The sequence below is a fragment of the Mycobacterium sp. NGS40 genome, assembly GCF_059812735.1.
Window position 1 is genome coordinate 223569 of record NZ_JCALDG010000006.1, and the last position, 24150, is coordinate 247718.

Here is a 24150-nt window from a genome sequence, read left to right on the forward strand (position 1 = left end):
CGATGAGCGGCGCGCAGGGCTCGCGGTTGGGAACGATGTTCGGCCCCTACCATCTCAAACGGCTGCTGGGCCGCGGTGGCATGGGCGAGGTCTACGAGGCCGAGCACACCGTTAAACAGTGGACCGTGGCGCTCAAGCTGATGTCGCTTGCCTACAGCCAGGATCCGGTTTTCCGCAAGCGGATGGAGCGTGAGGCCCGCATCACCGGCCGTTTGCTGGAGCCCCACGTGGTGCCCATTCACGACTACGGCGAAATCGACGGGCAACTGTATTTGGAGATGCGCCTGATCGAGGGCATCGACCTGGGCAGCCTGCTCGAGCGGGACGGGCCGCTGTCCCCGCCTCGCGCGGTGGCCATCATCCATCAGGTCGCGGCGGCGCTGGATGCCGCACACGCCGCCGGGGTCACGCACCGCGACGTCAAACCGCAGAACATCCTGATCACCGGCAACGACTTCGCCTACCTCGTCGACTTCGGTATCGCCAGCGCGAAAACCGACGAGAAGCTCACCCAAATGGGCACCGCGGTGGGAACCTGGAAATACATGGCACCCGAACGCTTTTCGAGCGACGAGGTGACTCCCCGGGCCGACGTCTACGCGCTGGCCTGTGTGCTGTTCGAATGCCTGACCGGGGCGCCGCCCTATCCCGCGGACAGCACCGGCGTGCTGGTCACCTCGCACATGTTGGAGCCCATCCCCCTGGCCAGCGCCCAAGGCTTGGGCGTGGACCAGGCATTCGACGCCGTGATCGCGGGCGGAATGGCCAAGAACCCGATCGAACGCTATGCCACCGCGGGCGATCTGGCAGAGGCCGCACACGACGCCCTTTCCCGCCCGGAGCGCGACCGCGCCGCAACCATTTTGCGGCGCAGTGAAACATCGGCGAAGGCAAAGGAAACCCAGCCGAGCGCCGTGTCCGAGTCGAGCTCCCCGCACACGCGGTACAACCCGCTGACATCCCTGCCCGAGACGCAGCCGGACAGCGCAGCGCCGCCGCTGACAAACGCCGGCGGTGCGCCACCCACCGCCGGGCAATCCAGCCCCGAAATCGCAGCGGGCGGCGCCGGCTCGGATCAGCCGGTGCCGGCACGCAAGCGCAGTCGCTGGCCAATCCTGGCCGCGGCCGGCGCCGCTGTCGTCGTGGCCGTTGCCGCGGTCGGCATCTGGCTGTTGTTGAAACCCTCTGCCCAGCAGCATTCAAAGACAGGCGCGGCGAAAACCGCGCCGGCATCCGCCGCAGCTCCCAGCAATGACCTGGACCGACTGCTGAACCTACTTCCGTCCGGCTACCCTGCTGGCGTCTGCACACCGGCCACTCCCGAGTCGGGCAGCGTATGGGTAACGGCGGTGGCCCTGGTGTCATGCGGGCAAAACACCAACCCCGGCGGCCCGACGCACGCCACCTACGGACTCTTCCCGAATGCCGCCAGCCTCAAGCAGGCTTTCACCGATGACGTCGCCAACGTCAGCCTGGTGAAATGTCGCGGGGAGTCGCGGTCACCCGCCAACTGGCACTACGACCAAGGTCCCACCGAGACTGCGGGCATGCTCGCGTGCGGGACTTACAACAACCACCCGAACGTGGTCTGGACTTACGACGAAAAACTGATGCTCAGCGACGTCTCGGGAGACCCGGCCACCATCGAGGATCTGCACACCTGGTGGGACAACTACAGCTGATCACTCCGCCAACGGCGGCGCCGGCACCAGTTCTGTCGGATTCGGCGACACCGTTGCGTTCAGCCGTTTCAGGCACACGGACGGGTCAATGTCGTGCAGGTCGATCCCGGCGAACGTGTCCGCGTCGACCCGCGCGCTGATCAAGCACGGGCGGACCGGCTGGTCGGTGCTCGGGTCCGTCGTCTCTACGACACCGCTGAAGATCACCACCTCCAACCGGCGCTCGCCGTCGAGGGCGAAAACAGTCGCCAAAGCCAGCAGCGTCAGCTGCGCAATAGTGCTGGCGTACAACGCTTTCACCTGTCCCGCCGGCCGCGCCGTCTCGACAACCGTGTCGCGGCTCTTGACATACCGGTACGCCTTGGCCGCCGGAACGACGGCCACGGTGGGCAGTTCATATTCGACAACCAATTGGCCGGTGGCCGGGGCATACTCGACGACCGACTTGGGGGTGCAGCCCCGCGGCAACGGCATTGCCGCCAGCGCCGATTCGACGTGGGCCGCCAACTCGGCCGGGTCCGGCGTCAGCGTGTCGGGCAGCTGGCGCAATCCTGTTCGCAGCAGATCGGTCAGGGCGGCAATCTGGGAGTCGATTTTCGCGTTCTGCCGATCCACCTGCGCGGCCACGCCGTCGAGGTCGTAGACGTCGCTTTCCAGCACAATGCCTTTGGGCCAGCAGCTCTGCTGCCGTTCACGCCGGCGGGCCAGCTCCGCGGCTTCGGCTCTCGCTTCGGCGGCCCGCACCGCCGCATACAGCGCCTTGGTCGTTTCGAGTTCTTTCAACCGCTGCTGTTCGCGCACCGGGTGCCGCCGCCGGGCCAGCTGATATTGATAGCGGGCCTGCCCCAGCAGCCGCTCGGCGTCGGGCACGCGGTCGTAGGCCGGCGGCTGCACGAAGTCCGCAAGCCGGGGCAACGGTTCAGCGATCTCCAGGTAGTGGATCCGCATTTCGCAGACTTCGGCGTTGTCTCGGGCTTTGCCGACGGTGTAGTAATTTTCGAGCATCCGGCACGCCGACTCCCAGTTCTCGATGTCGGTTCGTCGCGCGGACCGCCACAGGTTCCAGAGCGCCTGGTACGCCTCCAGTTCGGCGGCACGACGCCGGCCGTCGTCGAATGGCCCCATGCTCTCCCCTGACCGGGCGACTTTCGTTCCTTCAGAACTTAACGCGTCAGGTGCGGCACGTGTAGCGGAGCGTTTCGCGGGATGTCGAGTCGCCGGGCGTGGGAGCCGCGGATTACCAAGCTCCGCGAGCGCGCGGTCGACCCCCACGCCCGACGACGGCTCTAGAGGATGTAGAGCATCTCCTGGTAGGTGGGCAGCGGCCACAAGTCGTCGGCGACAACGCCTTCCAGCGTGTCGGCCGCGGCACGCACCGCCTCCATCGCCGGTAGTAGCGCTTCTTGGGCATGGGTGGCCTCGGCAAGAGCCGACTCCGCCGAGTGATCGGACAGGGCCGCCTGCAAGGTCGTCAGCGCCGCGGAGAGATCGGCCAGTGGGGCCGAAACCGCTTCCAGGGCCGCCGTGCTGGCCGCCACACCGGCCTTCTTCATCGTCGCGACGTTCTGCGCGAGCTCGGTCTGGTAGCGGATTGCGGCGGGCATGATGATCGTCGTCCCGATCTCGAGCGCCAACTTCGCCTCGACGGCGATCGTCAACGCGTACTGCTCCAACCGGACCTCGTAGCGGCTGTGCAGCTCGCGTTCGTTGAACACCCCGTATTTCGCGAACAGCTCGATCGCGTCCGGCTTGATCAGCTCCGGAATGGCGTCCAGGGTGGTCTTCAAGTTCGGCAGGCCACGCTCGGCCGCTTCGATCTGCCAGTTCTCCGAGTAGCCGTCTCCGTTGAACACCACCGCGCCGTGCTCGGTGATGATCTCCGTGAGCAGCTTCTGAACCGCCTGGTCGAAGTCTTCGCCGTCGGCGACGGCCTGCTCGAGGATGGTGGCCATGTAGTCCAGCGAGTCCGCCATGATCGTGTTGAGCACGATCAACGGCACCGCCACCGTCTGCCCGGAGCCGGGCGCCCGGAACTCGAACCGGTTGCCGGTGAAGGCGAACGGGCTGGTCCGGTTGCGGTCACCGGCATCGGTCGGCAGATGAGGCAGCGTATCGACACCAATGATCATGGTGCCCTTACCCTTTGACGAGGTGGCCGCGCCCTTGGCGATCTGATCGAACACGTCGGCAAGCTGTTCGCCCAGGAAGATCGAGATGATCGCGGGCGGCGCCTCGTTGGCACCCAACCGGTGGTCGTTGGTCGCGGATGCGACCGACACCCGAAGCAGCCCGGAGAATTTGTGCACGGCCCGGATCACCGCGGCACAGAACACCAGGAATTGGGCGTTCTCGTGCGGGGTGTCACCCGGGACCAGCAGCGACCCCAGCTCGGAATTGCCCATCGAGAAGTTGACGTGCTTGCCCGATCCGTTGACGCCGGCGAACGGCTTCTCATGGAACAGGCATTCCATGCCGTGCTTCTTGGCGATCGTCTTGAAAACCGTCATCAGCAGCTGCTGGTGGTCCGAGGCGATGTTGGCCCGCTCGAACATCGGCGCGATCTCGAACTGGCCGGGGGCCACCTCGTTGTGGCGGGTCTTGGCCGGGATACCGAGCTTGAACAGCTCCCGCTCGGTGTCCATCATGAAGCCGAGCACCCGCTCGGGCACCGCACCGAAGTAGTGGTCGTCGAACTCCTGTCCCTTCGGCGGCTTCGCGCCGAACACCGTGCGACCGGCGTTGATCAGGTCCGGCCGAGCCAGGAAGAAGTGCCGGTCGACCAGGAAGTACTCCTGCTCCGGGCCGCAGAACGACACCACCTTGTTGAGTTCCTTGTGACCGAACAGGGTCAGGATTCGCTCGGCGTGGATGCCCATGGCCTGCTGGCTGCGCAGCAGAGGCGTTTTGTAGTCCAGCGCCTCGCCGGTCATCGAGACGAAAACCGTTGGGATGCAGAGCGTGTTGCCGTTCGGGTTCTCCAGGACATACGCGGGACTGGTTACGTCCCAGCCGGTGTAGCCGCGCGCCTCGAAGGTGCTGCGCAAACCGCCCGAGGGGAAACTGGAGGCGTCGGGTTCGCCCTGGATCAGGGTCTTCCCCGCGAACTCGGCCAGTGTCTGCCCGTCGGAGACGGGTTCGAGGAAGCTGTCGTGCTTCTCGGCCGTGAGGCCGGTCATCGGGTAGAACACGTGGGCGTAGTGGGTGGCGCCCTTCTCCAGGGCCCAGTCCTTCATGGCCACGGCGACCGTGTCGGCGACCGCCGGGTCGAGTTTGGCGCCCTTGTCAATCGTCGCCACCAGGGACTTGTAGACCGACTTGGGCAGCCGTGCCTGCATCTCGGCCTTGGTGAAGACGTTGGAGCCGAATACCTCACCGGGGGTCTCACCGGGGACGAAGCTGTTGGCCGGGGGGACGTATGCCTCGACGTTGTTGATCGCCTGCAGGCGCACTGCGTTTCCGCTCAATGGAGTTCCTATCGCTGAGGGGGTCGACGTTCTTCACGTGCGGTAGGTGGACCGCCCCACCCTAGGAACCTTCGATGCCGAACTTGTTACGCACGCGTCAACGGTGCGCTTCATCGGTTTCGAATATGAGACCCCCGTGTTGCCTACCCGGGCGGGCCGGCTTCCGATGTCGGGTCAGGCGGTGGCCTTGGCGCGTTTGCGGCGCACCAGCAGCGTGGTCTTGACGATCAGGAACAACACGGCAACGCCCATCATCAGCGTGGACAACGCGTAGGCGCCATACTCGGCCCCGCGGGCGTAGCGGTCGTTGACCAGCAGCGTCAATGTTTGCGACTCCCCCGGCAAGTTGGACGACACCATGATGACCCCACCGAACTCGCCGAGAGTGCGCGCGGTGGTCAGCACGGTTCCGTAGATCAGACCCCACCGAATGGTCGGCAGAGTGATCCGCCAAAACGTCTGCCATGGACCCGAACCCAGGGTTGCCGCGGCCTGCTCCTGCTCGGTTCCCACCTCCTGCAGCACCGGTTGGACCTCTCGCACCACGAACGGAAGGGTCACGAAGATGCTGACCAGCACCAGTCCGGGCAGGCCGAAGATGATTTTGATGCCGAGGTCGTTCTCGACGAAGCCCAACGCCCCGGCCGATCCCCACAGCAGGATCAGGGCCACCCCCACGATGATCGGCGACACCGCGAAGGGCAGATCGACAATCGCCTGGAGCACACCGCGTCCGCGAAACCGGCTGCGGGCCAGCAGCAGCGAGGTGAGTACACCGAAGACCACGTTCAGCGGCACCACGATGGCGACGAGCAGCAGCGACAGGTGCAGCGCCGCGATCGCGGCCGGTGTGGCGATCCACGCGTAGAACTGATCGAGCCCCGGCCGGAAGGTCCGCCACAGGATGATCGACACCGGCACGATCAGCATCACGCCGATGTAGGCCAGCGTCACGGATCGGGTGACGTAGCGGGCCAACGACGGCGTCATGCCGCCTTTTCCTCGCGTTTGGCCGTGCGCCCGCCCACGAGACGCAGCAGCACCAGCACGGTGAACGAAATCGACAGCAGCACAATGGACATCGCGGCCGCCCCGGTGCGGTCGTCGTTTTCGATCAACGAGCGGATCCACTGCGACGACACTTCGGTTTTGCCCGGCACGGCACCGCCGATGGTCACCACCGAGCCGAACTCGGCGATGCACCGCGAGAAGGCCAACCCGGCGCCGGTCAGCAACGAGGGCGCCAGCGAGGGCAGCACGATCGTGCTGAAGACCTTCGTGCCGCTGGCCCCCAACGAGGCCGCCGCCTCTTCGACGTCGCGATCGATCTCCAGCAGCACCGGCTGCACGGCACGCACCACCAACGGCAGCGTGACGAACGCCAGCACCATCCCCACGCCCGGCGGCGTGTGCTGCAGATGAATGTGCACCGGGCTGTTCTTGCCGTACAGGGCCAGCATCACCAGGCTGGTCACGATGGTCGGCAGTGCGAACGGCAGATCGATGATCGCGTCGACCAGTCCTTTTCCGGCGAAGTCGTCCCGCACCAACACCCACGCGGTCGCCAGTCCGAACACCACATCGAGAACGGTTACCACCAAGGAAATCCCGAACGTCACCTGGAACGACTGCACCGCGGCATGCGAGGTGACGGCCAACCAGAAGGCCTGCCATCCGCCGTCGGCGGCCTGCCACGCGATGGCGGCCAATGGCAGCAGCACGATCACCGACAGCCACAGCGTCGTCACCCCGACGCGCAGTGAGGTCAGGTCCGGCCGGGTCGTCGCCCGCAGCCCCTCGGGCGGCTCCGGAAGTTCGCTACCGGGCGTGGCCAGCGCGGGCCGGATCGCCTCCGGACCGAGGTTTGCGCCTAAAAGCGATCCAGTCATCCGGTGGCCTGCCGATAGACCCTGGTGATGCTTCCGGTGTTCTTGTCGAACAGCTGCGCATCCGCCGTGCCCCAGCCTCCGAGATCGTCGATCGTCCAGAGTTTGACCGGCACCGGATACTGACCACGGAAGCTTGCGGTGACCGCGGGGTCGATCGGCCGGAAACCTGCTTGCGCCCATAGCTTCTGCGCCGCGGCGCTGTATTGGAAGTTCTTGAAGGCGGTCGCAACGTCCAGGTGGGCGCTGGTGCTCACCACGGCCACCGGATTCTCGATCTTGAACGTTTGCGACGGGATGACGTGTTCGACGGGCTTGCCCTGCCGCTCGGCGGCGATGGCCTCGTTCTCGTAGCTGATCAACACATCGCCACTACCCTCGGCGAAAACCGACGTAGCGATCCGCCCCGACCCGGGCCGCAACTTGACGTGCTCGTGGACCAACGTGCTGATGAAATCGATACCCGCCTGTGGATCCGCGCCGCCGCGGCTCTTGGCGGCATAGGGCGCGAGCAGATTCCATTTCGCCGAACCCGAGCTCAGCGGACTGGGCGTGATGACCTCGACACCGGGCCGCAGCAGGTCGTCCCAATCTCTGATGTTCTTCGGATTGCCCTTGCGCACAACCAAAGTCACGACCGACCCGAATGGGTTGCCATGGCCGGCTCCCTTGTCCCAATCCGCGGCCACCTTGCCCGCCTTCACCAGGCGGGTGATATCGGGTTCGACCGAGAAGTTCACGATGTCGGCCGGTTTGCCTTCGACAACCCCGCGCGACTGGTCGGCTGACGCCGCGTAAGACGTGACCACCTGGACACCCCTGCCTTCTGCCGAGGCATTGAAGGCCGGAATCACCTTGCTCCAACCAGGTTCTGGAACCGAATAGGCGACGAGAGTGATCTTGGTGTCCGCGTTGTTCGGCGCGCCGCCGCCCACGGCGTCGCTGGCGCCGCCGGCACACGCCGCCATCAAGCCGGCGGCCGACAGCATCGCGACGGCGTGGCGCCACCGGGTTGCGACACCGGTGTCGTCGAACATGAGTCGGCCTTCCAATGCGGGGTTTGGGTGCGTCGATCCCGTTGCTGCGGAAGGGCACTACGGCATTGGAGGAATTCGCCGGCACGAGACCAGACCGCGAACGGACAGCAGCGTCAGCGACAACAGCGCACGACGGCAAAGCGCACCAGAGAACCGGCTGCCGCATGCATGGGGCGAGCGTAGCAAAGCAGACGGACCCGTACGACGGTGCTAGACCGTGGTATTCGTCGTTGCCGGGCCGGCGACGAAGCCCGCACACCGACTTAGCCGGGCGTGATGTCCGTGCACGAGTGGCGCCGACGTAAAAGTCACGCTGATGAAAAGAATCGGACACCGGCGGGTAGCCGGCGGATCGGCGCGGTCTCATGCCGGCAACATTTCGGCGCGTTCGCCCGCGATCTTGGCCAACTTCGGAGTTTAATGCTCCGGAAAGGGCGACCAATAACCCTTTTCTCAATTCGTTGCGCGCCCGCCATCCTCGAGAAAAGGACGCCGATGGCCCACACCCGGACGACGAGATTCGGCACGGCCGCTCTGTTGTGGGCAACCGCCGCGGCGACATCGGCCGCCTGGGCCACCGCTGCCCAAGCGACCCCGGGCCCACCCGCGCCGGACGCCGACCACGAGGCGGGCATGTACGGCGACCCGGCAGCTGCCGCGCCCCATTGGCGCCGGCAACACTCCTCGGACTGCGGCGAAGTCGCGGTCGCAGACGTGGTCGGCGAGCTCACGGGCCGCCAGCCCACCGAGTGGCAGATCACCGCGGTCGCCGAAAATACCTCAGGCGCAACCGGTTTCAAACCGATATGGGATCCGCCGGGCAACACCGACATCAGGGATTTGCCGCCGCTGCTCTGGCACTACTGGGTCAGGGCCGACAACATCCAGACCAATATCGCTGCCTTACAACAGAATCTGGCCGACCACCGCAAGGTGATCGCTCTTGTCAACGCCGAGACAGTCTGGAACCACTCCGGCAATCGTGACATCGGAAACCACTTTGTCGTCGTCACCGGCATCGACACCAAGGCCGGCGTGGTGCACCTCAACGACAGCGGCATCGATAGCGGCCGCGACGAGCAGATACCGATCGCCGCCTTCGAACGGGCATGGGCGCCCAATCACAACTCGGCGGTCGTGACCCGTTAATGACCCGTTTGTGGCGATAACCCTGTTTCAGGACAGGCTTTTCATCGGGTCCGACGCGATCACCGCGGATCCGCGCCGACCGCGGGCAAGGCTGCACGACTCGCCCAGCTCGGGCCCATAGGTGGCCGCACCGCACTCGCATTCCCAGCAGATGTGCCGGCCGCAGGAGCACGGCATGGTTGCCACGATCATGTGTCCCGGCAACAGCCAGTGACCACGTGCACACCGTTGTGGTGGTCTGTCCATCCATTGCGTGCGCGAGCCATGCGCCAGCTCGTTGACATGAACACTCACGGGCACCACCCTCTCACCGGCGTTGACGCCATGCCAGGGCGATGTGCGAATCGTTATCGTCTCGTTGGCCGTGTCGTTGTCGGCAGAACGCGCGCGGGCGCGTTCAGTTCTTCTCGAGGGTCACCTGGTTGACGTCGATCTGGCCGGTGCGAAACGCGTTGGCCCGGCCGGTCAGGTAGTGCAGGTATCGCTCGTAGACCTCTTCGGACTGCATTTCGATGGCTTCGGCCCGATGCGCCTCGAGAGCCTCGGCCCACAGGTCGAGGGTTCTGACGTAATGCGGCTGCAGCGGCTCGCGCTGGGTCAGGGTGAACCCCGCCCCGGCCGCGTGCAACTCGACGGGGTCGATGGACGGCAGGCCGGTGATCGTGTGCAGAAACATGACGCCGTCGTCGGGCAGAACGGTGTAGGCCATTTCGAAGAAATCGTCATAGCGGTCGTAACGGCCCTGCTCGAACGCCCCGATGGACACGATCCGGTCGACGGGCTCGGTGAACTCTTCCCAGCCCTGCAACAGCACCCACTTGCTGCGCTCGGTGTCCATCTCGTCGAACATTTTCTGGACGTGGGCGGCCTGATCGCTGGACTTCGTCAGGCCGACGACGTTGACGTCGTACTTCTCGATTGCCCGGCGCATCGTGGTGCCCCAGCCGCAGGAGATGTCGAGCAGCGTCATGCCGGGCCGCAGATCGAGCTCGGCGAGTGCCAGATCGATCTTGGCCATTTGGGCCTCTTCCAGCGTCATGTCCTCGCGCTCGAAGTACGCGCAACTGTAGGTCTGAGTCCGATCGAGGAACAGGCGGAAGAAGTCGTCCGACAAGTCGTACCGGGCCTGCACGTCGTCGACGTTCGGGCTCAACCCCTGAGTCATGTTGCGTCGCCTTTCCGGACCCAGGGTCCCCCCGCGTGACATCTAAAGTTTGCACATAGATACCCCGGCGCGCGCGTCGCAAACCATATTCAAAGCGAGTTCTCAGCTGTGAGCAGCGCTTTTTGCGCCCGCCGACGCTTCCCGATGAATTCCGGGTAGCCGACCGGTCAGACCTTTGAGCCGGAGAAAATCGAGAGCAAAGGTGCATCCCATGTCCCCCAACCACACCGCGCTGCCGCCCATTGTCGATGCCCGGGCCTGGCGTGCCGAGCTCGATGAACTGCGCAAACGCGAGAAGGCCGCTACGCGTGAACTGGATGCGATCGCCGCGCAGCGCCGCCGTTTGCCGATGGTCGAGTTGCCCGACTACACCCTGATCGGCGCCGACGGGCCGGTCCGCCTCGCCGAGGTGTTCGATGGCCGTTCGCAGCTCATCACCTACCACCACATGTGGTCGGACGGCGCTCAGTGGCAGTGCGGCGGGTGCACCGGTTTCACGTCGCAGTTCACTCGGCTCGAATTCCTGGACAACTACGACGCCCGGTTCGTCATTGTCACCAACGGCCCGATCGAGGAGGCGCTCGCCTACAAACAGCGGGTCGGCAATCGGATGCAGTGGTACTCGTCGTCGCAGAGCACCTTCGGCGCCGACACGGACGCGCCCCCGGGCGGGGGCTTCGGGGTCAACGTGTTCCTGCGTGACGGCGACACCGTGTATCGCACCTGGCACACGAATGGTCGTGGCACCGAACAACTCAGCCACTCGTTCGCGCTGATCGACCTGTTGCCGTGGGGACGCCAGGAGGAATGGCTAGATTCGCCGGAGGGTTGGCCGTCGCGGCCCACCTACTCGGGCTGGCTGGACTCCCCCGACATCGCCCGCGCCTACGGTTCTGATTAGTCGCGCCGCCCGCTGTCGACGACCTTCACCTGCTTGTGCGGATAGCGGCGTTGCGCGTATTCCTTCGCCTTGGAGTTCGGCAGCACGTACAGGGTTTCCTTCTTGTCCTGCAACGGTTTCAGCACCAGGTCCATGAAGCTCTTGCGATTGTCCAGGTAGGGCTCGATCACGTCTTCGCCGGCCGGGCACACCGCCAGACAGTAGGCCGCCTTGTAATTGGGCTTGAACGACAGGCTCTGCCACATCGACGCGTTCTCGGAATCGGTTACCCGCGAACGGAAATCGGCCGCATCCGTGCTGTCGGCAACGGTCTGCACCCAATCGGTGAAACCGCCCATGAACTCGCGGTAGTTGTGGGTCGAACACGCCAGCCAATCGAAACTGCCATCCTTGCCGATCGCGCCGACCGGGCACGCCGCGACACACAGCTTGCATTCCAGGCACGGGCTGTAGTCCAACGGCTCGCCGTAGCTGCTGATCGGGGTGTCCACCAAGATCGTGCCCAGCAGGATGAAATTGCCGAACTTGGGATGAATCACGTTGCGGTGGATGCCCATCACGCCGAGTCCGGCAGCGACGGCGACGGGTTTGTGTGCCACCACCCAGATCCGCCCCGGGTAGTTGTCCATCTCCATCGGAAAGGTCGCCGACGGGTTCAGCACCCGGTGGCCCGCGTCCTGCAGCCGACGCACGATGCGGTAGGCCGCCTCGTTGAGCAACTCACCGCTGCGGTGAAACTCCTGGTTGGCGACGCTGCGCGCCGTCGAGCGGATGTTGTCGCGGTTCATCTTGACCACCAGCGAGATGTAGCTTCTGGTGCCCGGCAGCGCGGCCTCGACGTGCTCGACCTCCGAGGCCAGGTCGGGGTTGTCGACGCTGGCGAAAGCGACGTCGTCGACTCCGGCCTCCAGGCAGGCCTCGCGCAGCCACCCCGCGTCGATCACTTCGGGTTTCGGTAACCGGCGCGATCGCACTTTTCGCACGGTGGGATGCTCCGCCAGCCGAGCCGGAAGTTTCTCACTCATGCTAGGTATAGTACACAATACTCAGGAGGAAGCGGCTCCGCTGCAGGCGCAGGACGCGGTGATCGGAACGTCGGAGTGGGCGCGCGCCATGGTCAGTTGCTGCTCGACGATCGCCGCTTCCGCGGAGCGACCAAGACGTCGCAAGCACTCGTGGTACCCGTGCAGGCTCCACACATTGCCCGGATGTTGGCAGCATCGGCGCACGGAGGGGTCCAGACCAAGATCGGCCGCGTACACGCCGGCCGCTTCTTCCACCTGGCCCTGCTCCAGCAGCAACGCACCGAGGGCGTGGCGAGTCGGCTGCATCCAGCCCCATGGCTCGTCGTACGGCAGGGTGTCGTCGAGTTCCACCGCGCGGCGCAGGTGCGCGAATGCCGAATCGAATTCCCGGTAGCGGTAAGCGATTTCACCGTCGAGCATCGCTGCGGCGACCGCGAGAATGTCACGACTGGTGTTGTTGAACAGATACCGTGAGGCAGGGATGCGGGCGTAGGCATCGGTGAAGGCTTCCCGCGCGGAATCCGCCTGTGCCAGTTGACCGGTGGCCGCATAGGCCACGCCGCGGCCGTAGTACACCGTGGCCACCGTGGTGCAGTACAAATCCTGGTCTGCGGGCAGCGGCTCGGCTATCAAATCCTCCCAACGGCCGAACCGGATCAAGACGTGCACCCGAAGCGGCACAAAGGCTTCCAGCCAGTCCGCCATGGGAGGGGACGCGATCGACAGCACCTCCGGGGTGAGTTGCCGGGCGATCTCGTCGGCGGCTTCGAGCGCGACCGCCGACTGCCCGGAGAACATCGCCGCGTACACCACGAAGTGCAGATCGTGGGCACGGTAGGCCGAGTAGAAGTTCAGTGCGCCTTCGCGTTCAAGGAATTTGCGATCGGCGCGCACTGCCGACAGGTTTGACACCACCGCGTTGCGGTAGTCGCCGCACAGTACATCGATATGGCTGGGCATGTGTTCGAGATGACCGGCGTCGGGTGCCAGCCCACGCAACAGGTCGGCCGCGGGCAGCGCCTCCTCGGGATGGGCGGATAGCTCCATCGTGTGAAGGTAGAGGTGCAGAATGCCCGGATGGGCACGGCCGGCGGGGGTCGACAGGGCGGCCTCCAGAATGTCCTTGGCCGCCAGCACCCGCGACCCTGCCGCCGGCTCGCCGGTCCGGGTGTCCCATAGTGCCCAGGCCGTCACGTTGACCAGCGCATCGGCCGCCAGAGCCGCGATGTCGATGTCGTCGGGAAACACCGATGCCAACCTCGACATCGAGTCCGCGTACGCGGCGTTCCCGTCGGCCAGCGCCGCGGTGTCGGCGACGTCGAGGGTCGGAAAGCGAACGGCCAGGGCGTCGATCAGGCCGCGCTCGGCGGCCGTGGCGCGGCCCGCGGCGGCGAGGCGGAGTTCCTCGCGAGCCCGGGCCAGCGACTCGGCCAGATCGACGGGATCGAATGCGTCCCAGGCCTTGTTGTAGTTCGGGCCGACCGAGTACGCGATACCCCATCGCGCGATCGCAAGGTCCGGGTCCACGGCGAGCGCCCGGTCGAAGCACCGCACCGCCTCTTCATGGTTGAACGCGTAGGCCCACACCATGCCGCGGTTGAACCACACCTGCGCCGCAGCCGAGGGCGTATCGACGGCCCGGTGGTAGGAGCCCAGGTCGTAGTAGGAATCGACGTCGCCGCGCGGAACCGTCACGTCGCCGACGATAACCCCGGCCGTCGTCGCTTCTTTATCGGTGCTCGGCGTCGGCCACCGTCAACGGCAACGCCAGGTCTTCCAGGGCGCGTTGCTCGGCGGCGATCCCGAGCCACAGCTCCACCAAACCCGCGACCGCCATCACGATCGCCCCGATCAGGAACGACCACAGCACCTGGCCCCGATCCCCCGAGTTGATCAGCTCCCCGAACAGCACGGGGCCGGTGATGCCGCCGATCGCGGTGCCCACCGCGTAGAAGAACGCGATCGCCAGCGCCCGGGTCTCCATCGGGAAGATCTCGCTGACGGTCAGGTAGGCCGCGCTCGCGCCCGCCGAGGCCAGGAAGAACGCCGCCGCCAGCGCGACGATGAAGGTCCAGACACCGCCGACCTGATCCACGAACAGCACTCCGAGGACGACCGCGATCACCGCGGAGCCGATGTAGGTGCCGGTGATCATCGGTTTGCGGCCGATGGTGTCGAACAGCCGGCCCAGAATCAACGGGCCGAGGAAATTGCTCATCGCCCACAGGATGAAGAACACCGGCACTTTCCCGGAGGGAATGCCGTAGAACCCGCTCAACAGCGTGCCCAGGTTGAACGTGACGCCGTTGTACAGGAACGCTTGGCCGATGAACAGGGCCAGCCCCAGGACCGCACGCTTGGGATAGAGCTTGAACGCCACCCGGGCGATCTCCATGAACGAAATCGCGTGGCGCTGACGGATTCTCAGCGGCTCACCGTCCGGCTCGGGCAGCGGCTGCCCGGTTTCGCGCTGCACGTCTTGTTCGATCTCGCCGACGATCTGCTCGGCTTCCTCATCGCGCCCATGAATGAACAGCCAGCGGGGGCTTTCCGGAATGTTGCGCCGGACCAGCAGGACGAAGATGCCGAAGATGGCTCCGATGCCGAAGGCAAGTCGCCAACCGACGTTGGCGGGGAAGTTCGACGTGTCCAGCAGGACCAGGGCGCCGGCGGCCCCGGCGGCCGAACCCAGCCAGTAGGTGCCGTTGATGATCAGGTCGACGCGGCCGCGCACCCGGGCCGGAATCAACTCGTCGATCGCCGAGTTGATCGCCGCGTATTCGCCGCCTATGCCGGCACCCGTGAAAAACCGGGTGATGAAGAAGTACCACGGCGCGAAGGCGAATGCGGTCGCGACGGTGGCGACGAGGTAGACGGCCAGGGTCAGGATGAACAGATTGCGGCGGCCGAACCGGTCGGTCAGGTGACCGAAGAACAAGGCGCCCAAGCATGCCCCGGTGATATAGATCGCCGCCGCGTAGCCGATCTGCGCCGGGTTGAGCTCGACGCCGCTGCCCTTCTCGGTCAGCCGGGCCGAGACGTTGCCCACCATCGTGACCTCGAGCCCATCGAGGATCCATACCCCGCCGAGCCCCACCACGACGCGCCAGTGAAACCGCGACCACGGCAACCGGTCCAGTCGCGCCGGAACATGCGTCGTGATGGTTTTCGTTTGCGCGCCTGGGCTCATCCTGTCTCCGTTCTCGGTGGATAGAGAGATACCCGCCACCGCGCGTCGCAAGCCGCGGAAAATCCAGCTCTCGGATCAGCCGCCCGCGAGGGAGAGAATGCCAAAACGGATGGGCCGCGCGCAGCCTGGCATCCTGGCGGACCCTACCAGCCGGGTCAGTTCACGCCGATCGTCGCGGTTCGGCGTATGCCACCTGCCGCGGGCAGGTCCGGCTCAGGCCGAGGGGTGAGCGTGGGCGACCACCGGAGGAAATTCGGGTCGCAGCGCGGTGTGCGGATCATCAAGCTCGATGCGTGCCCACTGGTGGGACGAGAAGTACCACGTCCACTTGCCCGTGGAAGGCCCGATCTTGAGCACCGCGCCATCGGTGTCGAAATGGAGTTCGTCACCGTACGTAATTTCGGTGCCATCTGCCCAGGTCACTGTGAAAGCCATGGGGGCACGCTACCCGGTTGACATATCCAATGCCTGTACAAATGCCGACAACTTATTTCGTCCGGGCGCGATCCCGACTCAACATTCTTGGGGCTCGCGGCGCGTCAATGGGTGCGGATTCGGCCGCAGCATCGTGATGACGGCGTCGACCATTTCCGGGTCGCCGTCGGGAGTCGGTAGATCGGGTCCCGGGCATCGTCCCCAAATCAATAGGGTCCGTGCTGCAGGGCGACATTCGACGACGGGATGCAAATGGTCTGCAGAGCCGAGTCCAATTATTGTCACCGGACTACCGGTAACCGTGATATCCGAAGCACCCACCGAGCGCAGGATGACCGAGGCACATTCACCGCCGCGGGGCGGAAACACGTTTGGCTGCATGGCGGCGACCGTTGTCGCTGCATGGACGCCGATTCGTGCGTCGCTCAGCGCCCGGATACTGGTTTCGTCGCTGCCGACGATGTCCCACCGATGAAGTATCAACTCACTTTCGATGTGCAACGTCAGCGCCCGTGCGTCCAGCAAAGCACCCGTGAATGCCACACTGCGCCCCTTGCACTGCCGCAGCCGCTCCACGGCAACCGTCGCGGTAAGTGCTTCCTCAAAGAACTTGCGGTGCAATTGCTTTGGAGCGAGTGCCCGGTATGGCACCTCACGCTCTTCGAAGTCGCGGGTGGGGCGAGAAGCGGCCCCGGAGAGCTCAAGCGCAACGAGGTCGGCGATTTCAGCAGACCCAGCGGCGAGGTGCGCGGTCAGCTCGTGGACGGTCCATCCGGCACACCGCGTGGGTGCACCCGGATCGGCCGCGAGCATGGCCTGCACGAACGCGATGAACGCCCCCTGCGCAGGGGCGTTTGCAAACCGCAGCAGCCCGGGGCCGCCGGGAATGTCAGCAAGCACGCGAGCGAAACCGGCGCGAACGCGCGGCCGCCCAAGAATGGAGGCCAAGATTCTGTTCACAGGTGCCACAAGATCATGCTCAGATGCCCACATGCTGGCGCTTTTGCGACATCAAAGTGACCGCCATCAGTGCGCGGACCAGTCCGGTAGCACATCCAGGTCTACTCCGAACTGGAATTGCGATCCGGCGCTGACTTTGCTTGGCCCCGAACGGCGTTCGGGTAAGCTACCCGGCGCCCTTGCCATTGTCGACACGGTAGACGGCGCCATGAACGGCCGCCGCGGCGTCGCTGGCCAGGAACGCGATCACATTCGCGACGTCGAGGGGCTGCATCATGCCGCGTGGCGAGGCCGTGCGCATGATCAGGTCGTAGTTCGGATTCTCCGGCGCGGTGAACTGTTCGATTTGCGGAGTGAGCATGCCGCCCGGGCATACCGCGTTCACGCGCAAACGGTCCGCGGTGTACTCCACCGCCAATGCCCTGGTCAGCCCGATGAGTCCGTGCTTGGCCGCGCAGTAGCCGGCCGAATAGGCCTGCCCTTCCACACCCGCAATGGACGCGACGTTGACGATGTTGCCGCCCCGTTCCAGCAGCTGAGGCAGCGCGGCCCGGCACAGATAGAACGAACCGTTCAGATTGACCGCGAGGTCCTCGGTCCAGTCGTCGTCGGTCATCGACTCGGTCCGGCGCATCTGGTGTTTGCCGGCGATGTTGATCAGGACGTCCAGACCGCCGAACTCGCGGACACACTGCTCGACGGCGTCCTTGCAGGCCGGCGCCGAGCCGACGTCCACCGATGCGAAGGAACCACGCTCGATGTCGGCGAAAACCTCGGCCAAGCGTGCGGTATCCCGCCCTATGCCGAAAATCGTCGCGCCCTGACGGGAAAGCAGCTTGGCTGTTTCGGCGCCCAGGCCCGACGATGCACCGGTGACGAACGCGATCTTGCCTTGCAGTGTTGTCATGGCGACTAGCAAATCAACTCTCGCGGTCGCGCATTCCACCAGGGGTTCCCAGCCGCGTCACACCAGCCTTGCTCGCCTCAAGACCAGCGCCACACTCCAGCGCAGAAGTTCAACCGGCTCAACCGATTTCAGGTCTGCGGGGCGGAACGGGCGGTGCGTCCGGGCGGTTTGCCGGATGCGCCGGGCAGCCACCAGCACCACGAAACTCAGCGCGAGCCTGCCCATCGCGAACCGACTGGTGCGCTGTCTCCAGGTCGGCGGCGACGAGCTGGCGCGACGGCCCAGGTAATAGCCGAGCGATGTCGCCGTCGCAAGCGCACCGACCAGCACCAGAACCACCATGGTGACGAGCGTCCATTGCCGCAGTCGCGATCAGGTCACGCGCGAGATACACCTCGGCCAATAAGGATCAGCCTCCCACCGCGGGTGGTGGCTCGGTAGCATCCAAGACGATGAATGGGGCGGGCTACATCGAGGAGAGCACGCAATGCCGGTGAGCGTCGCCGAGACGGGCCGGCCGCTTTCCGTCGCGATGAAGGAAGGCTCGGCCGAAGAGCACGCCCGGGCCGAGCAGTCGCCGTTCGTGACCGAGTTGCTGGCGGGACGGGTCAACAATCACGGTTACGCCGATTACCTGCTTCGGCTGCGCGTGGTTTATGCCGCATTGGAGGATGCCGTCCGCAGCCGTCGCGACGATCCGATGGTGGCTGCGGTATACGACCCGATGCTGGAACGCCTGCCGGCCATCGATGCAGACCTCGAACACTGGAAACCAAACGGCGGCAACGAGATCCAATCGCCCGCCGCCCAGGCCTACCGCGAGCGAATTCAGGGAGCCTCGTGGGGCGGGGCGCTGGTAGCCCACCACTACACCCGCTATCTCGGGGACCTCTCCGGCGGCCAGGCCATCGGTAGGATTCTTGACCGCACGTTCTCGCTCGGCGGTGCCGGGCTGGCAATGTATCGATTCCCGATGCGGCCCAAGCCTTTCAAAGACCGCTATCGGGCTCGCCTTGACGCGCTGCGCCTCGGTCCCGACGCGGTTCGTCGTGCGGTCGAGGAAGTCAAGGTCGCGTTCGGCCTCAATCAGGCGGTGTTCGACGAACTGTCGGACAATCTGCCGGCCTATCAGCAGTAGTCACCGCGAAAGTTCAGGGGCGCCGGAGGGCGACGATCGTGACGTCGTCGTCGATATTGCCCGAGTCCATCGCGGTCCAGATCCTGGATGCCGGGGCATCGGCCGCGCGGCTCAAGGTCTCGGCGAGACGGTCCAGACCCTCGTCGATCACCTCACCTCGCCGTTCCACCAGGCCGTCGGAGTACATGACCAACCCGTTGCCGGGCTCGACGGTGAATTCGCTCGGTACGTACGTCACGCCGCGGATGCCGATCGGCGGCGAAAGTTCGATGGGCGCAAGGACTGTCGCCGGGTGGGTCAGGTACGGGATCAGGTGGCCCGCACACGCGGCCTGCACCAAGCCCGAGCCGAGGTCGACCCGCACGGCGACGACGGTGGCGAAGGCGCCGGGCAGCATGTGCACACAGAATTCGTTGAGCTGGGTGAGCGCCTCGGCCGGCGTCGCCCCGGCGAACAATTGCGCCCGCAACGCGTTGCGCAACTGCGCCATCGTGCCGGCCGCGGTGATGCCGTGCCCGGCGACGTCGCCGATCAGCAGGATCAGGCGGCCGTCGCGCAGCTCGAATGCGTCGTACCAGTCCCCGCCCACGTTGCCGCCCGCCGCTGGCTCGTAATACGCTGACAGCCGCCAACTTTCGAGCTCGGGTATCGACTCGGGCAGCAGGCTGCGCTGCACCATCTCGGCCATGCGCAGCGCGCCCCGGGTGCGACGGTACAGCGACTCCACCAGGTGGCGTCGCAACGACTCAGCGGACTCGCACTCACTGGGTGTCCACGGTTCGCTGCGTTGATGGACGACCTCGCGCCACCGGTCGAACGACTTGCGCGGGCTGAGCCGCACGCCGTCGCCCTCGCCGACCGCGATGGTCTTGTTGTGCGGGTCGCCGCCCCAGTCGACCGAGCGCAGCACCTCGCGGCGGAACCAGACGGCGTACTGGCCGTCGGGCAGGTTGATCACGAGCGCGCCGGCGGCCGACTGCGGGTCGAGGTCGAGGTCGGGGAGCTCGCTCGAAAGGCATTCGCTGCCGGCGATCTCGTCGTCGGCGCCGCGTGCCCAGTCGATGACCGCGGCCACCACCCGCGGCGGCGGAACCGACCCTAGGGTTTGGTGATCGCCCTGGATGTTGACCACGACGCCTTCGGCGGGCACCAGGTCGAGCAGATCGGGCGCCCCGAGCAACGCCGCCGTCAGTGATTCGCGGTCGTCGAGCGTGGCGGCGGTCAGCTTGCCCAGCACCGCTTGGGCGGCCAGTCGCTGGTGTAGCTGTTCGTCCTCGAACCGGTCGACAAGTCGCAACGACAGGGTCGAGCCGAGGAACTCCGCCGCCGCCCGGGTGCCGAACGGCGGCAGATGAGGGCCGGCGTAGTGATGGCAAGCGATGAGCCCCCACAGCCGGCCCTGGCGCAGCAGCGAGATCGACATCGACGCGTGCACGCCCATGTTCTGCAGGTACTCGACGTGGATGGGCGAGACGCTGCGCAGCGTCGCGTAGGTGAGGTCCAGCGGCGTGCCGCTATCCGGGTCGACACTCGGCAGCAGCGGCGTCGGCGCGTAGTCGACGTCGGAGATGAGCCGAATCCAGTTCTTCTCGTAGAGCGCGCGCGCCTGCGCGGGGATGTCGGTGGACGGATAGTGCAGTCCCAGAAAGGAATTGAGGTCGTCGCGCTTCGATTCGGCGACGACCTCGCCGTTGTACTCCTCGTCGTAGCGGTACACCATCACCCGGTCGAAGCCGGTCAGATCGCGGACGGCCCGCGCGGCGGTGGCGTACAGCTCTGTCAGGGTGGAGGCCCGGTTCAGCTCCTCCACCGCGCCGCGCACCGCCTGATAGGTGTTCGGGAAGGAGAACGGCCGCTCGCCGTAGGCGATCTCGAGCTCCACCAGGAGCACCCCGCCCGGCTCGCGATGCAGGATGGCGTCGAATGCTCGCCGCTCACCGGCCACGTCGATCATGCATTCGAGCGGGTTGTGCTGGCGCAGGCTGCCGTAGCTCGAGGCCACCTGCTCGATGCGCCCGGCCTGTTGGTGGCCGACCAGTGCCGACAGATGCCGACCGAGGACGGCGTCGGCGGGACGACCGAGCAGCTCGCCGACATTGGCGCTGACCTGACGCACCTCGAAAGCCGGCTCGTGGACCACGGCGAGCACCCCGCGCGGCTGGATGCTGCCCGGGATGTGGATCGGCTCGCGAGCACAGTTTTCGAGGTCGATGGGTGTTCCGACCGGAACGAGATCGTCGATCTGGTGGCCCTCCCCTGCCAGTCGCGGAATCCGCACCTCGTTCGTCACAAGGGCGAGATGCTCAAGGTCTCGTTGAGCACGCAATCTCCCGCGAAAGCATCCTTTTATACTTCGGCAAAGAGGGGCGACGGCCCGACCGTCTTCGACCAGGTTAGCGAAACTGAGGTCGTGCTGTGCCAGCCGCTGCCGAGTGTCGGGCGCCCGGCGTTGACCTCAGGAAGCCGTCGGGCCCCGGCCCGGTCCGGCCCGAGAAATCGTGCAAACAACGACTGTAGGTCTATGCGCAGCTCCATGTCCGTCAGTGCGCACCCCGGCAAACGGGCAGGCCGCTACCGAAGCCGAATCGCCAGCCAAGTCAGACCTGGTTGAATCCCCCGTCGGCGGTCAGCGTCGACCCGGTGGTAAAGCTCGACAGGTCGCTGGCGAGAAAGACCGCGGCATGGGCGATTTCGACGGGGTCGGCGAAGCGTCCCAACGGGATCGTGGCGACGCGGCCGGCGCGAAACTCTTCGATCGACGCGTTCGGGTTGGTTTGAGCCGCCAGTGCGTCGCTGCCCGGGGTGGCGGTGGAGCCGGCGACCAGGACATTGACCCGAATTTTGCGGTCAGCGAGTTCGCCGGCCCAGGTGCGGGCAAACGACCGCGCGGCTGCCTTGGTGGCGGCGTAGATGCTGAGCCCCGGGCGGCCGCGGTCGGCGGTGGTGGACCCGGTCAAAATGATCGAAGCGTTGTCATTGAGTAGCGGCAGCGCCTTTTGGACCGTGTAGACGACGCCTTTGACGTTCGTCGTCAACAGCGTGTCGAGATCCTCATCGGTGATCTCACCGAGGCGAGAGACCCTGGTGGACCCGGCATTGGCCATCAGGATGTCCAGACCCCTGCCGGCCTCCTCGACCTTGGCGTAGAGCCGGTCGAGGTCCTCGGGCTTTCCGACGTCGCCGCACACCGCGGTGGCGCGGGACCCCAGTTGCAGTGCCGCGGAATCTAATTCGGCTTGCCGCCGACCTGTGATGAACACTCGGTCGGCACCTTCGGCGATGAAACGCTCGGCGGTGGCCAGGCCGATACCCGAATTGGCGCCGGTAACGACGGCGGTCTTGTGGTCGAGCAGTCCCATCGAGGTCTCCTAAGGCAGGCCGGCACTGTGCGGTTCAACGCGCACGCTGCCGCCGGCCTTCCCGTGCCGGCGTTATCGCTATTCGGCGTCGCCGATGGCACCCAAGCGCTGGCTCACCCGAGCCAGTGCCTCGTCGAAGATCTCCACCTTTTCGCCGCGCTTTTCGTTGGCCGGCTGCGCGGCGCCACGGGCGCCTTCGGCCTCCACCCGAGCCGCACCCTGACGCCGCAACAAGCTGAAATTCTTCTCGCGCGCCTGCCTGAGCCGGCTCTGCAATTCCTTCAGCGACTGCTCGTCCATCCGCTTGAGTGACTCGGGATGACTCTCGGCGATCAACGAGCTTTCCTGCTGGGTCAGGTTCACATGGTGGGTGCTCACCGTTGATTCATAGCCTGCACCGAACACCCCGGCGCGTCGAATCGCCAGACGTCATGCCCAACCGTCACCGCGGAGACACTTCACGTTCACGTCGCCGGGGGGCCGACATAACAGAGCAGTCGCTCTGTTATGGTGTCGACATGCCTCGCCCCAGGGTGCTCGATCTGTCCCAGTTGATGGATATGGCCGAGCGCCTGGCCGCGGAATCCGGACCTCGTGCCGTCACCATCCGCGCTCTTTCAGACGCGACGTCGATATCGAATGGGGCGATCTACCACGCATTTGGATCGCGCGCGGGGTTGCTGGGTCACGTGTGGTTGCGCGCCGCGAAGAGATATCTCAGCGTCCAACGTGCCGCGGTTGCGCAAGCATTGTCGTCCGGTACCGCGCGGGAGCCGGTGGTCGACGCGGTAGTCTCGGCCGCCCGATGTCCCGCGACCTTCTTCAGCCAGGACCCCTTCTCAGCCCGATTCCTGCTCGCGGTGCACCGGGACGAGCTCTTCGAATCCGGTGATCTACCCAGCGAATTGGCCGACGATCTGCGTCGGCTCGATGACGAGCTGGGCGGTTTGCTCATCGAGCTCAGCGAACGCATGTGGAACAGGCGGGACCGCTGCGCGGTAGCCGCCATTCGCGCCTGCGTCGTCGAATTGCCCACTGCGCTGGTGATTCGAGGCCAGGAGCCGCCCGATGGCGCGGCGTTGCAACGGCTCGACGTCGCCGTGCGTGCCGTGCTGACGCTGACACCCCCGATCAAGGCATCCACCAAGAAGAAACACGGGAGCACACCATGAGCGTGACGGTTGAACGTGATGGGTCGATCGCGATTTTGACGTTGGGAGACGACGAAAACCGTTTCTCACCCGAATGGCTGGACACCGTCAACTCTCACCTGACGGACATCGAGAACAACGCCGACGCGCTGGTCACGGCGGGCACCGGCAAGTTCTACTCCAATGGTCTCGACCTCGATTGGCTGTCCGCGAACAGCAGCCGCGGCGATTGGTATATCGAAGCGGTGCAACGTCTGCTAGCTCGCCTGCTCACCTTTCCGCGGCCCACGGTCGCTGCGGTCAACGGCCACGCCTTTGGCGCGGGCGCCATGTTGGCCATCGCACACGACTACCGCGTGATGCGATCGGACCGCGGCTACTACTGCTTTCCCGAAGTCGACATCAAGATCCCCTTCACCAAGGGCATGGCGGCACTGGTGCAAGCCAAACTGTCCCCGCAGACGGCGGTGACGGCCATGACGACCGGCTATCGTTTCACTGGACCCGATGCGCACGCCGCCGGCCTCGTCGACGACACGGCCCCGGACGAAGAGGTGGTCAGTGCCGCGGTCAGCCGGCTGCAGCCACTACTGGGCAAAGACCGCGGCACCCTCGGAGCCATCAAGACCACGATGTACGCCTCGGTCACCGCGGCCCTGCGGCCGGGGGACGACTAACGCAGGCCAAGGCAATGCAGTAGT

At 65.7% G+C, this 24150-nt stretch carries 23 protein-coding genes; 6 read left to right on the forward strand and 17 right to left on the reverse strand.

Going from position 1 to position 24150, the window contains the following annotated elements; all coding sequences use genetic code 11:
- The first annotated feature begins 2 nt into the window (after positions 1-2).
- Positions 3-1682 (forward strand): serine/threonine-protein kinase, encoded by a 1680-nt coding sequence (locus AC5Y5O_RS12060; RefSeq protein WP_096287518.1) that lies wholly within the window; start codon positions 3-5, stop codon positions 1680-1682.
- Here the strand turns inward: AC5Y5O_RS12060 and AC5Y5O_RS12065 are convergent, their stop codons facing one another.
- From AC5Y5O_RS12065 to AC5Y5O_RS12085, 5 genes are all read right to left on the reverse strand, one after another.
- Positions 1683-2807, reverse strand: a complete 1125-nt coding sequence (locus tag AC5Y5O_RS12065; RefSeq protein WP_500025331.1) for a hypothetical protein — start codon at positions 2805-2807, stop codon at positions 1683-1685.
- 161 nt (positions 2808-2968) lie between these two features.
- Entirely contained in the window at positions 2969-5146 is a 2178-nt protein-coding gene (locus tag AC5Y5O_RS12070) for a glutamine synthetase III family protein (RefSeq protein ID WP_096287514.1), read from the reverse strand.
- 174 nt (positions 5147-5320) lie between these two features.
- Complete coding sequence (gene cysW, locus AC5Y5O_RS12075; RefSeq protein ID WP_500025333.1) at positions 5321-6136, reverse strand: sulfate ABC transporter permease subunit CysW; 816 nt, start codon at positions 6134-6136, stop codon at positions 5321-5323.
- Positions 6133-7035: a sulfate ABC transporter permease subunit CysT gene (gene cysT / locus AC5Y5O_RS12080; protein ID WP_500025335.1), complete on the reverse strand. Its 903-nt coding sequence runs from the start codon at positions 7033-7035 to the stop codon at positions 6133-6135. The genes cysW and cysT overlap by 4 nt, the downstream gene beginning before the upstream one ends.
- Positions 7032-8069 (reverse strand): sulfate ABC transporter substrate-binding protein, encoded by a 1038-nt coding sequence (locus tag AC5Y5O_RS12085; protein WP_096291108.1) that lies wholly within the window; start codon positions 8067-8069, stop codon positions 7032-7034. Before AC5Y5O_RS12085 ends, cysT begins: the two co-directional genes overlap by 4 nt.
- Positions 8070-8564: 495 nt before the next feature.
- Here AC5Y5O_RS12085 and AC5Y5O_RS12090 point away from each other — a divergent pair, with 495 nt between their 5' ends.
- Positions 8565-9218 (forward strand): C39 family peptidase, encoded by a 654-nt coding sequence (locus AC5Y5O_RS12090; protein WP_500025337.1) that lies wholly within the window; start codon positions 8565-8567, stop codon positions 9216-9218.
- A gap of 27 nt (positions 9219-9245) precedes the next feature.
- Here AC5Y5O_RS12090 and AC5Y5O_RS12095 read toward each other — a convergent pair whose 3' ends face one another.
- Both AC5Y5O_RS12095 and AC5Y5O_RS12100 read right to left on the reverse strand, forming a co-directional pair.
- On the reverse strand, positions 9246-9512 hold the full coding sequence (locus AC5Y5O_RS12095; protein ID WP_133160856.1) for a hypothetical protein: 267 nt from the start codon (positions 9510-9512) through the stop codon (positions 9246-9248).
- A gap of 103 nt (positions 9513-9615) precedes the next feature.
- A complete protein-coding gene (locus AC5Y5O_RS12100) occupies positions 9616-10383 on the reverse strand; it encodes a class I SAM-dependent methyltransferase (protein WP_096287506.1) in 768 nt (255 codons plus the stop codon).
- 211 nt (positions 10384-10594) lie between these two features.
- Here AC5Y5O_RS12100 and AC5Y5O_RS12105 point away from each other — a divergent pair, with 211 nt between their 5' ends.
- Positions 10595-11284 (forward strand): DUF899 domain-containing protein, encoded by a 690-nt coding sequence (locus AC5Y5O_RS12105; RefSeq protein ID WP_500025340.1) that lies wholly within the window; start codon positions 10595-10597, stop codon positions 11282-11284.
- Here the strand turns inward: AC5Y5O_RS12105 and AC5Y5O_RS12110 are convergent.
- The 7 genes from AC5Y5O_RS12110 to AC5Y5O_RS12140 form a co-directional block, all read right to left on the reverse strand.
- Positions 11281-12309, reverse strand: coding sequence for an epoxyqueuosine reductase (locus AC5Y5O_RS12110; RefSeq protein WP_096287502.1), 1029 nt, complete (start codon positions 12307-12309; stop codon positions 11281-11283). The genes AC5Y5O_RS12105 and AC5Y5O_RS12110 overlap by 4 nt on opposite strands.
- A gap of 21 nt (positions 12310-12330) precedes the next feature.
- Complete coding sequence (locus AC5Y5O_RS12115; RefSeq protein ID WP_500025342.1) at positions 12331-14004, reverse strand: tetratricopeptide repeat protein; 1674 nt, start codon at positions 14002-14004, stop codon at positions 12331-12333.
- Positions 14005-14038: 34 nt separating this feature from the next.
- Positions 14039-15499, reverse strand: a complete 1461-nt coding sequence (locus tag AC5Y5O_RS12120) for an MFS transporter (RefSeq protein ID WP_500025345.1) — start codon at positions 15497-15499, stop codon at positions 14039-14041.
- 213 nt (positions 15500-15712) lie between these two features.
- Complete coding sequence (locus AC5Y5O_RS12125) at positions 15713-15934, reverse strand: hypothetical protein (protein WP_096287497.1); 222 nt, start codon at positions 15932-15934, stop codon at positions 15713-15715.
- A 78-nt stretch (positions 15935-16012) separates the two neighbouring features.
- Positions 16013-16834 carry a maleylpyruvate isomerase N-terminal domain-containing protein gene (locus AC5Y5O_RS12130; protein WP_500025349.1) on the reverse strand — a complete coding sequence of 274 codons (822 nt, stop codon included), beginning with the start codon at positions 16832-16834 and terminating at the stop codon, positions 16013-16015.
- A 226-nt stretch (positions 16835-17060) separates the two neighbouring features.
- Complete coding sequence (locus tag AC5Y5O_RS12135) at positions 17061-17801, reverse strand: SDR family NAD(P)-dependent oxidoreductase (RefSeq protein WP_500025351.1); 741 nt, start codon at positions 17799-17801, stop codon at positions 17061-17063.
- Positions 17802-17858: 57 nt separating this feature from the next.
- Positions 17859-18143: a hypothetical protein gene (locus AC5Y5O_RS12140; RefSeq protein ID WP_096287493.1), complete on the reverse strand. Its 285-nt coding sequence runs from the start codon at positions 18141-18143 to the stop codon at positions 17859-17861.
- 145 nt (positions 18144-18288) lie between these two features.
- On the opposite strand from AC5Y5O_RS12140, the gene AC5Y5O_RS12145 reads away from it, so the two are divergent.
- The gene (locus AC5Y5O_RS12145; protein WP_096287491.1) at positions 18289-18939 is read left to right on the forward strand and encodes a biliverdin-producing heme oxygenase; all 651 of its coding nucleotides are present in this window, start codon (positions 18289-18291) and stop codon (positions 18937-18939) included.
- 13 nt (positions 18940-18952) lie between these two features.
- Here the strand turns inward: AC5Y5O_RS12145 and AC5Y5O_RS12150 are convergent, their stop codons facing one another.
- The 3 genes from AC5Y5O_RS12150 to AC5Y5O_RS12160 form a co-directional block, all read right to left on the reverse strand.
- Positions 18953-21229, reverse strand: coding sequence for a SpoIIE family protein phosphatase (locus AC5Y5O_RS12150; RefSeq protein WP_500025357.1), 2277 nt, complete (start codon positions 21227-21229; stop codon positions 18953-18955).
- Positions 21230-21536: 307 nt separating this feature from the next.
- The gene (locus tag AC5Y5O_RS12155) at positions 21537-22298 is read right to left on the reverse strand and encodes an SDR family NAD(P)-dependent oxidoreductase (RefSeq protein WP_500025359.1); all 762 of its coding nucleotides are present in this window, start codon (positions 22296-22298) and stop codon (positions 21537-21539) included.
- A gap of 78 nt (positions 22299-22376) precedes the next feature.
- On the reverse strand, positions 22377-22676 hold the full coding sequence (locus AC5Y5O_RS12160) for a hypothetical protein (protein WP_096291106.1): 300 nt from the start codon (positions 22674-22676) through the stop codon (positions 22377-22379).
- Positions 22677-22831: 155 nt separating this feature from the next.
- Between AC5Y5O_RS12160 and AC5Y5O_RS12165 the strand changes: the two genes are divergently transcribed.
- Entirely contained in the window at positions 22832-23470 is a 639-nt protein-coding gene (locus tag AC5Y5O_RS12165) for a TetR/AcrR family transcriptional regulator (protein WP_096287487.1), read from the forward strand.
- Positions 23467-24126, forward strand: coding sequence for an enoyl-CoA hydratase/isomerase family protein (locus AC5Y5O_RS12170; RefSeq protein ID WP_096287485.1), 660 nt, complete (start codon positions 23467-23469; stop codon positions 24124-24126). The genes AC5Y5O_RS12165 and AC5Y5O_RS12170 overlap by 4 nt, the downstream gene beginning before the upstream one ends.
- Positions 24127-24150: the final 24 nt, after the last annotated feature.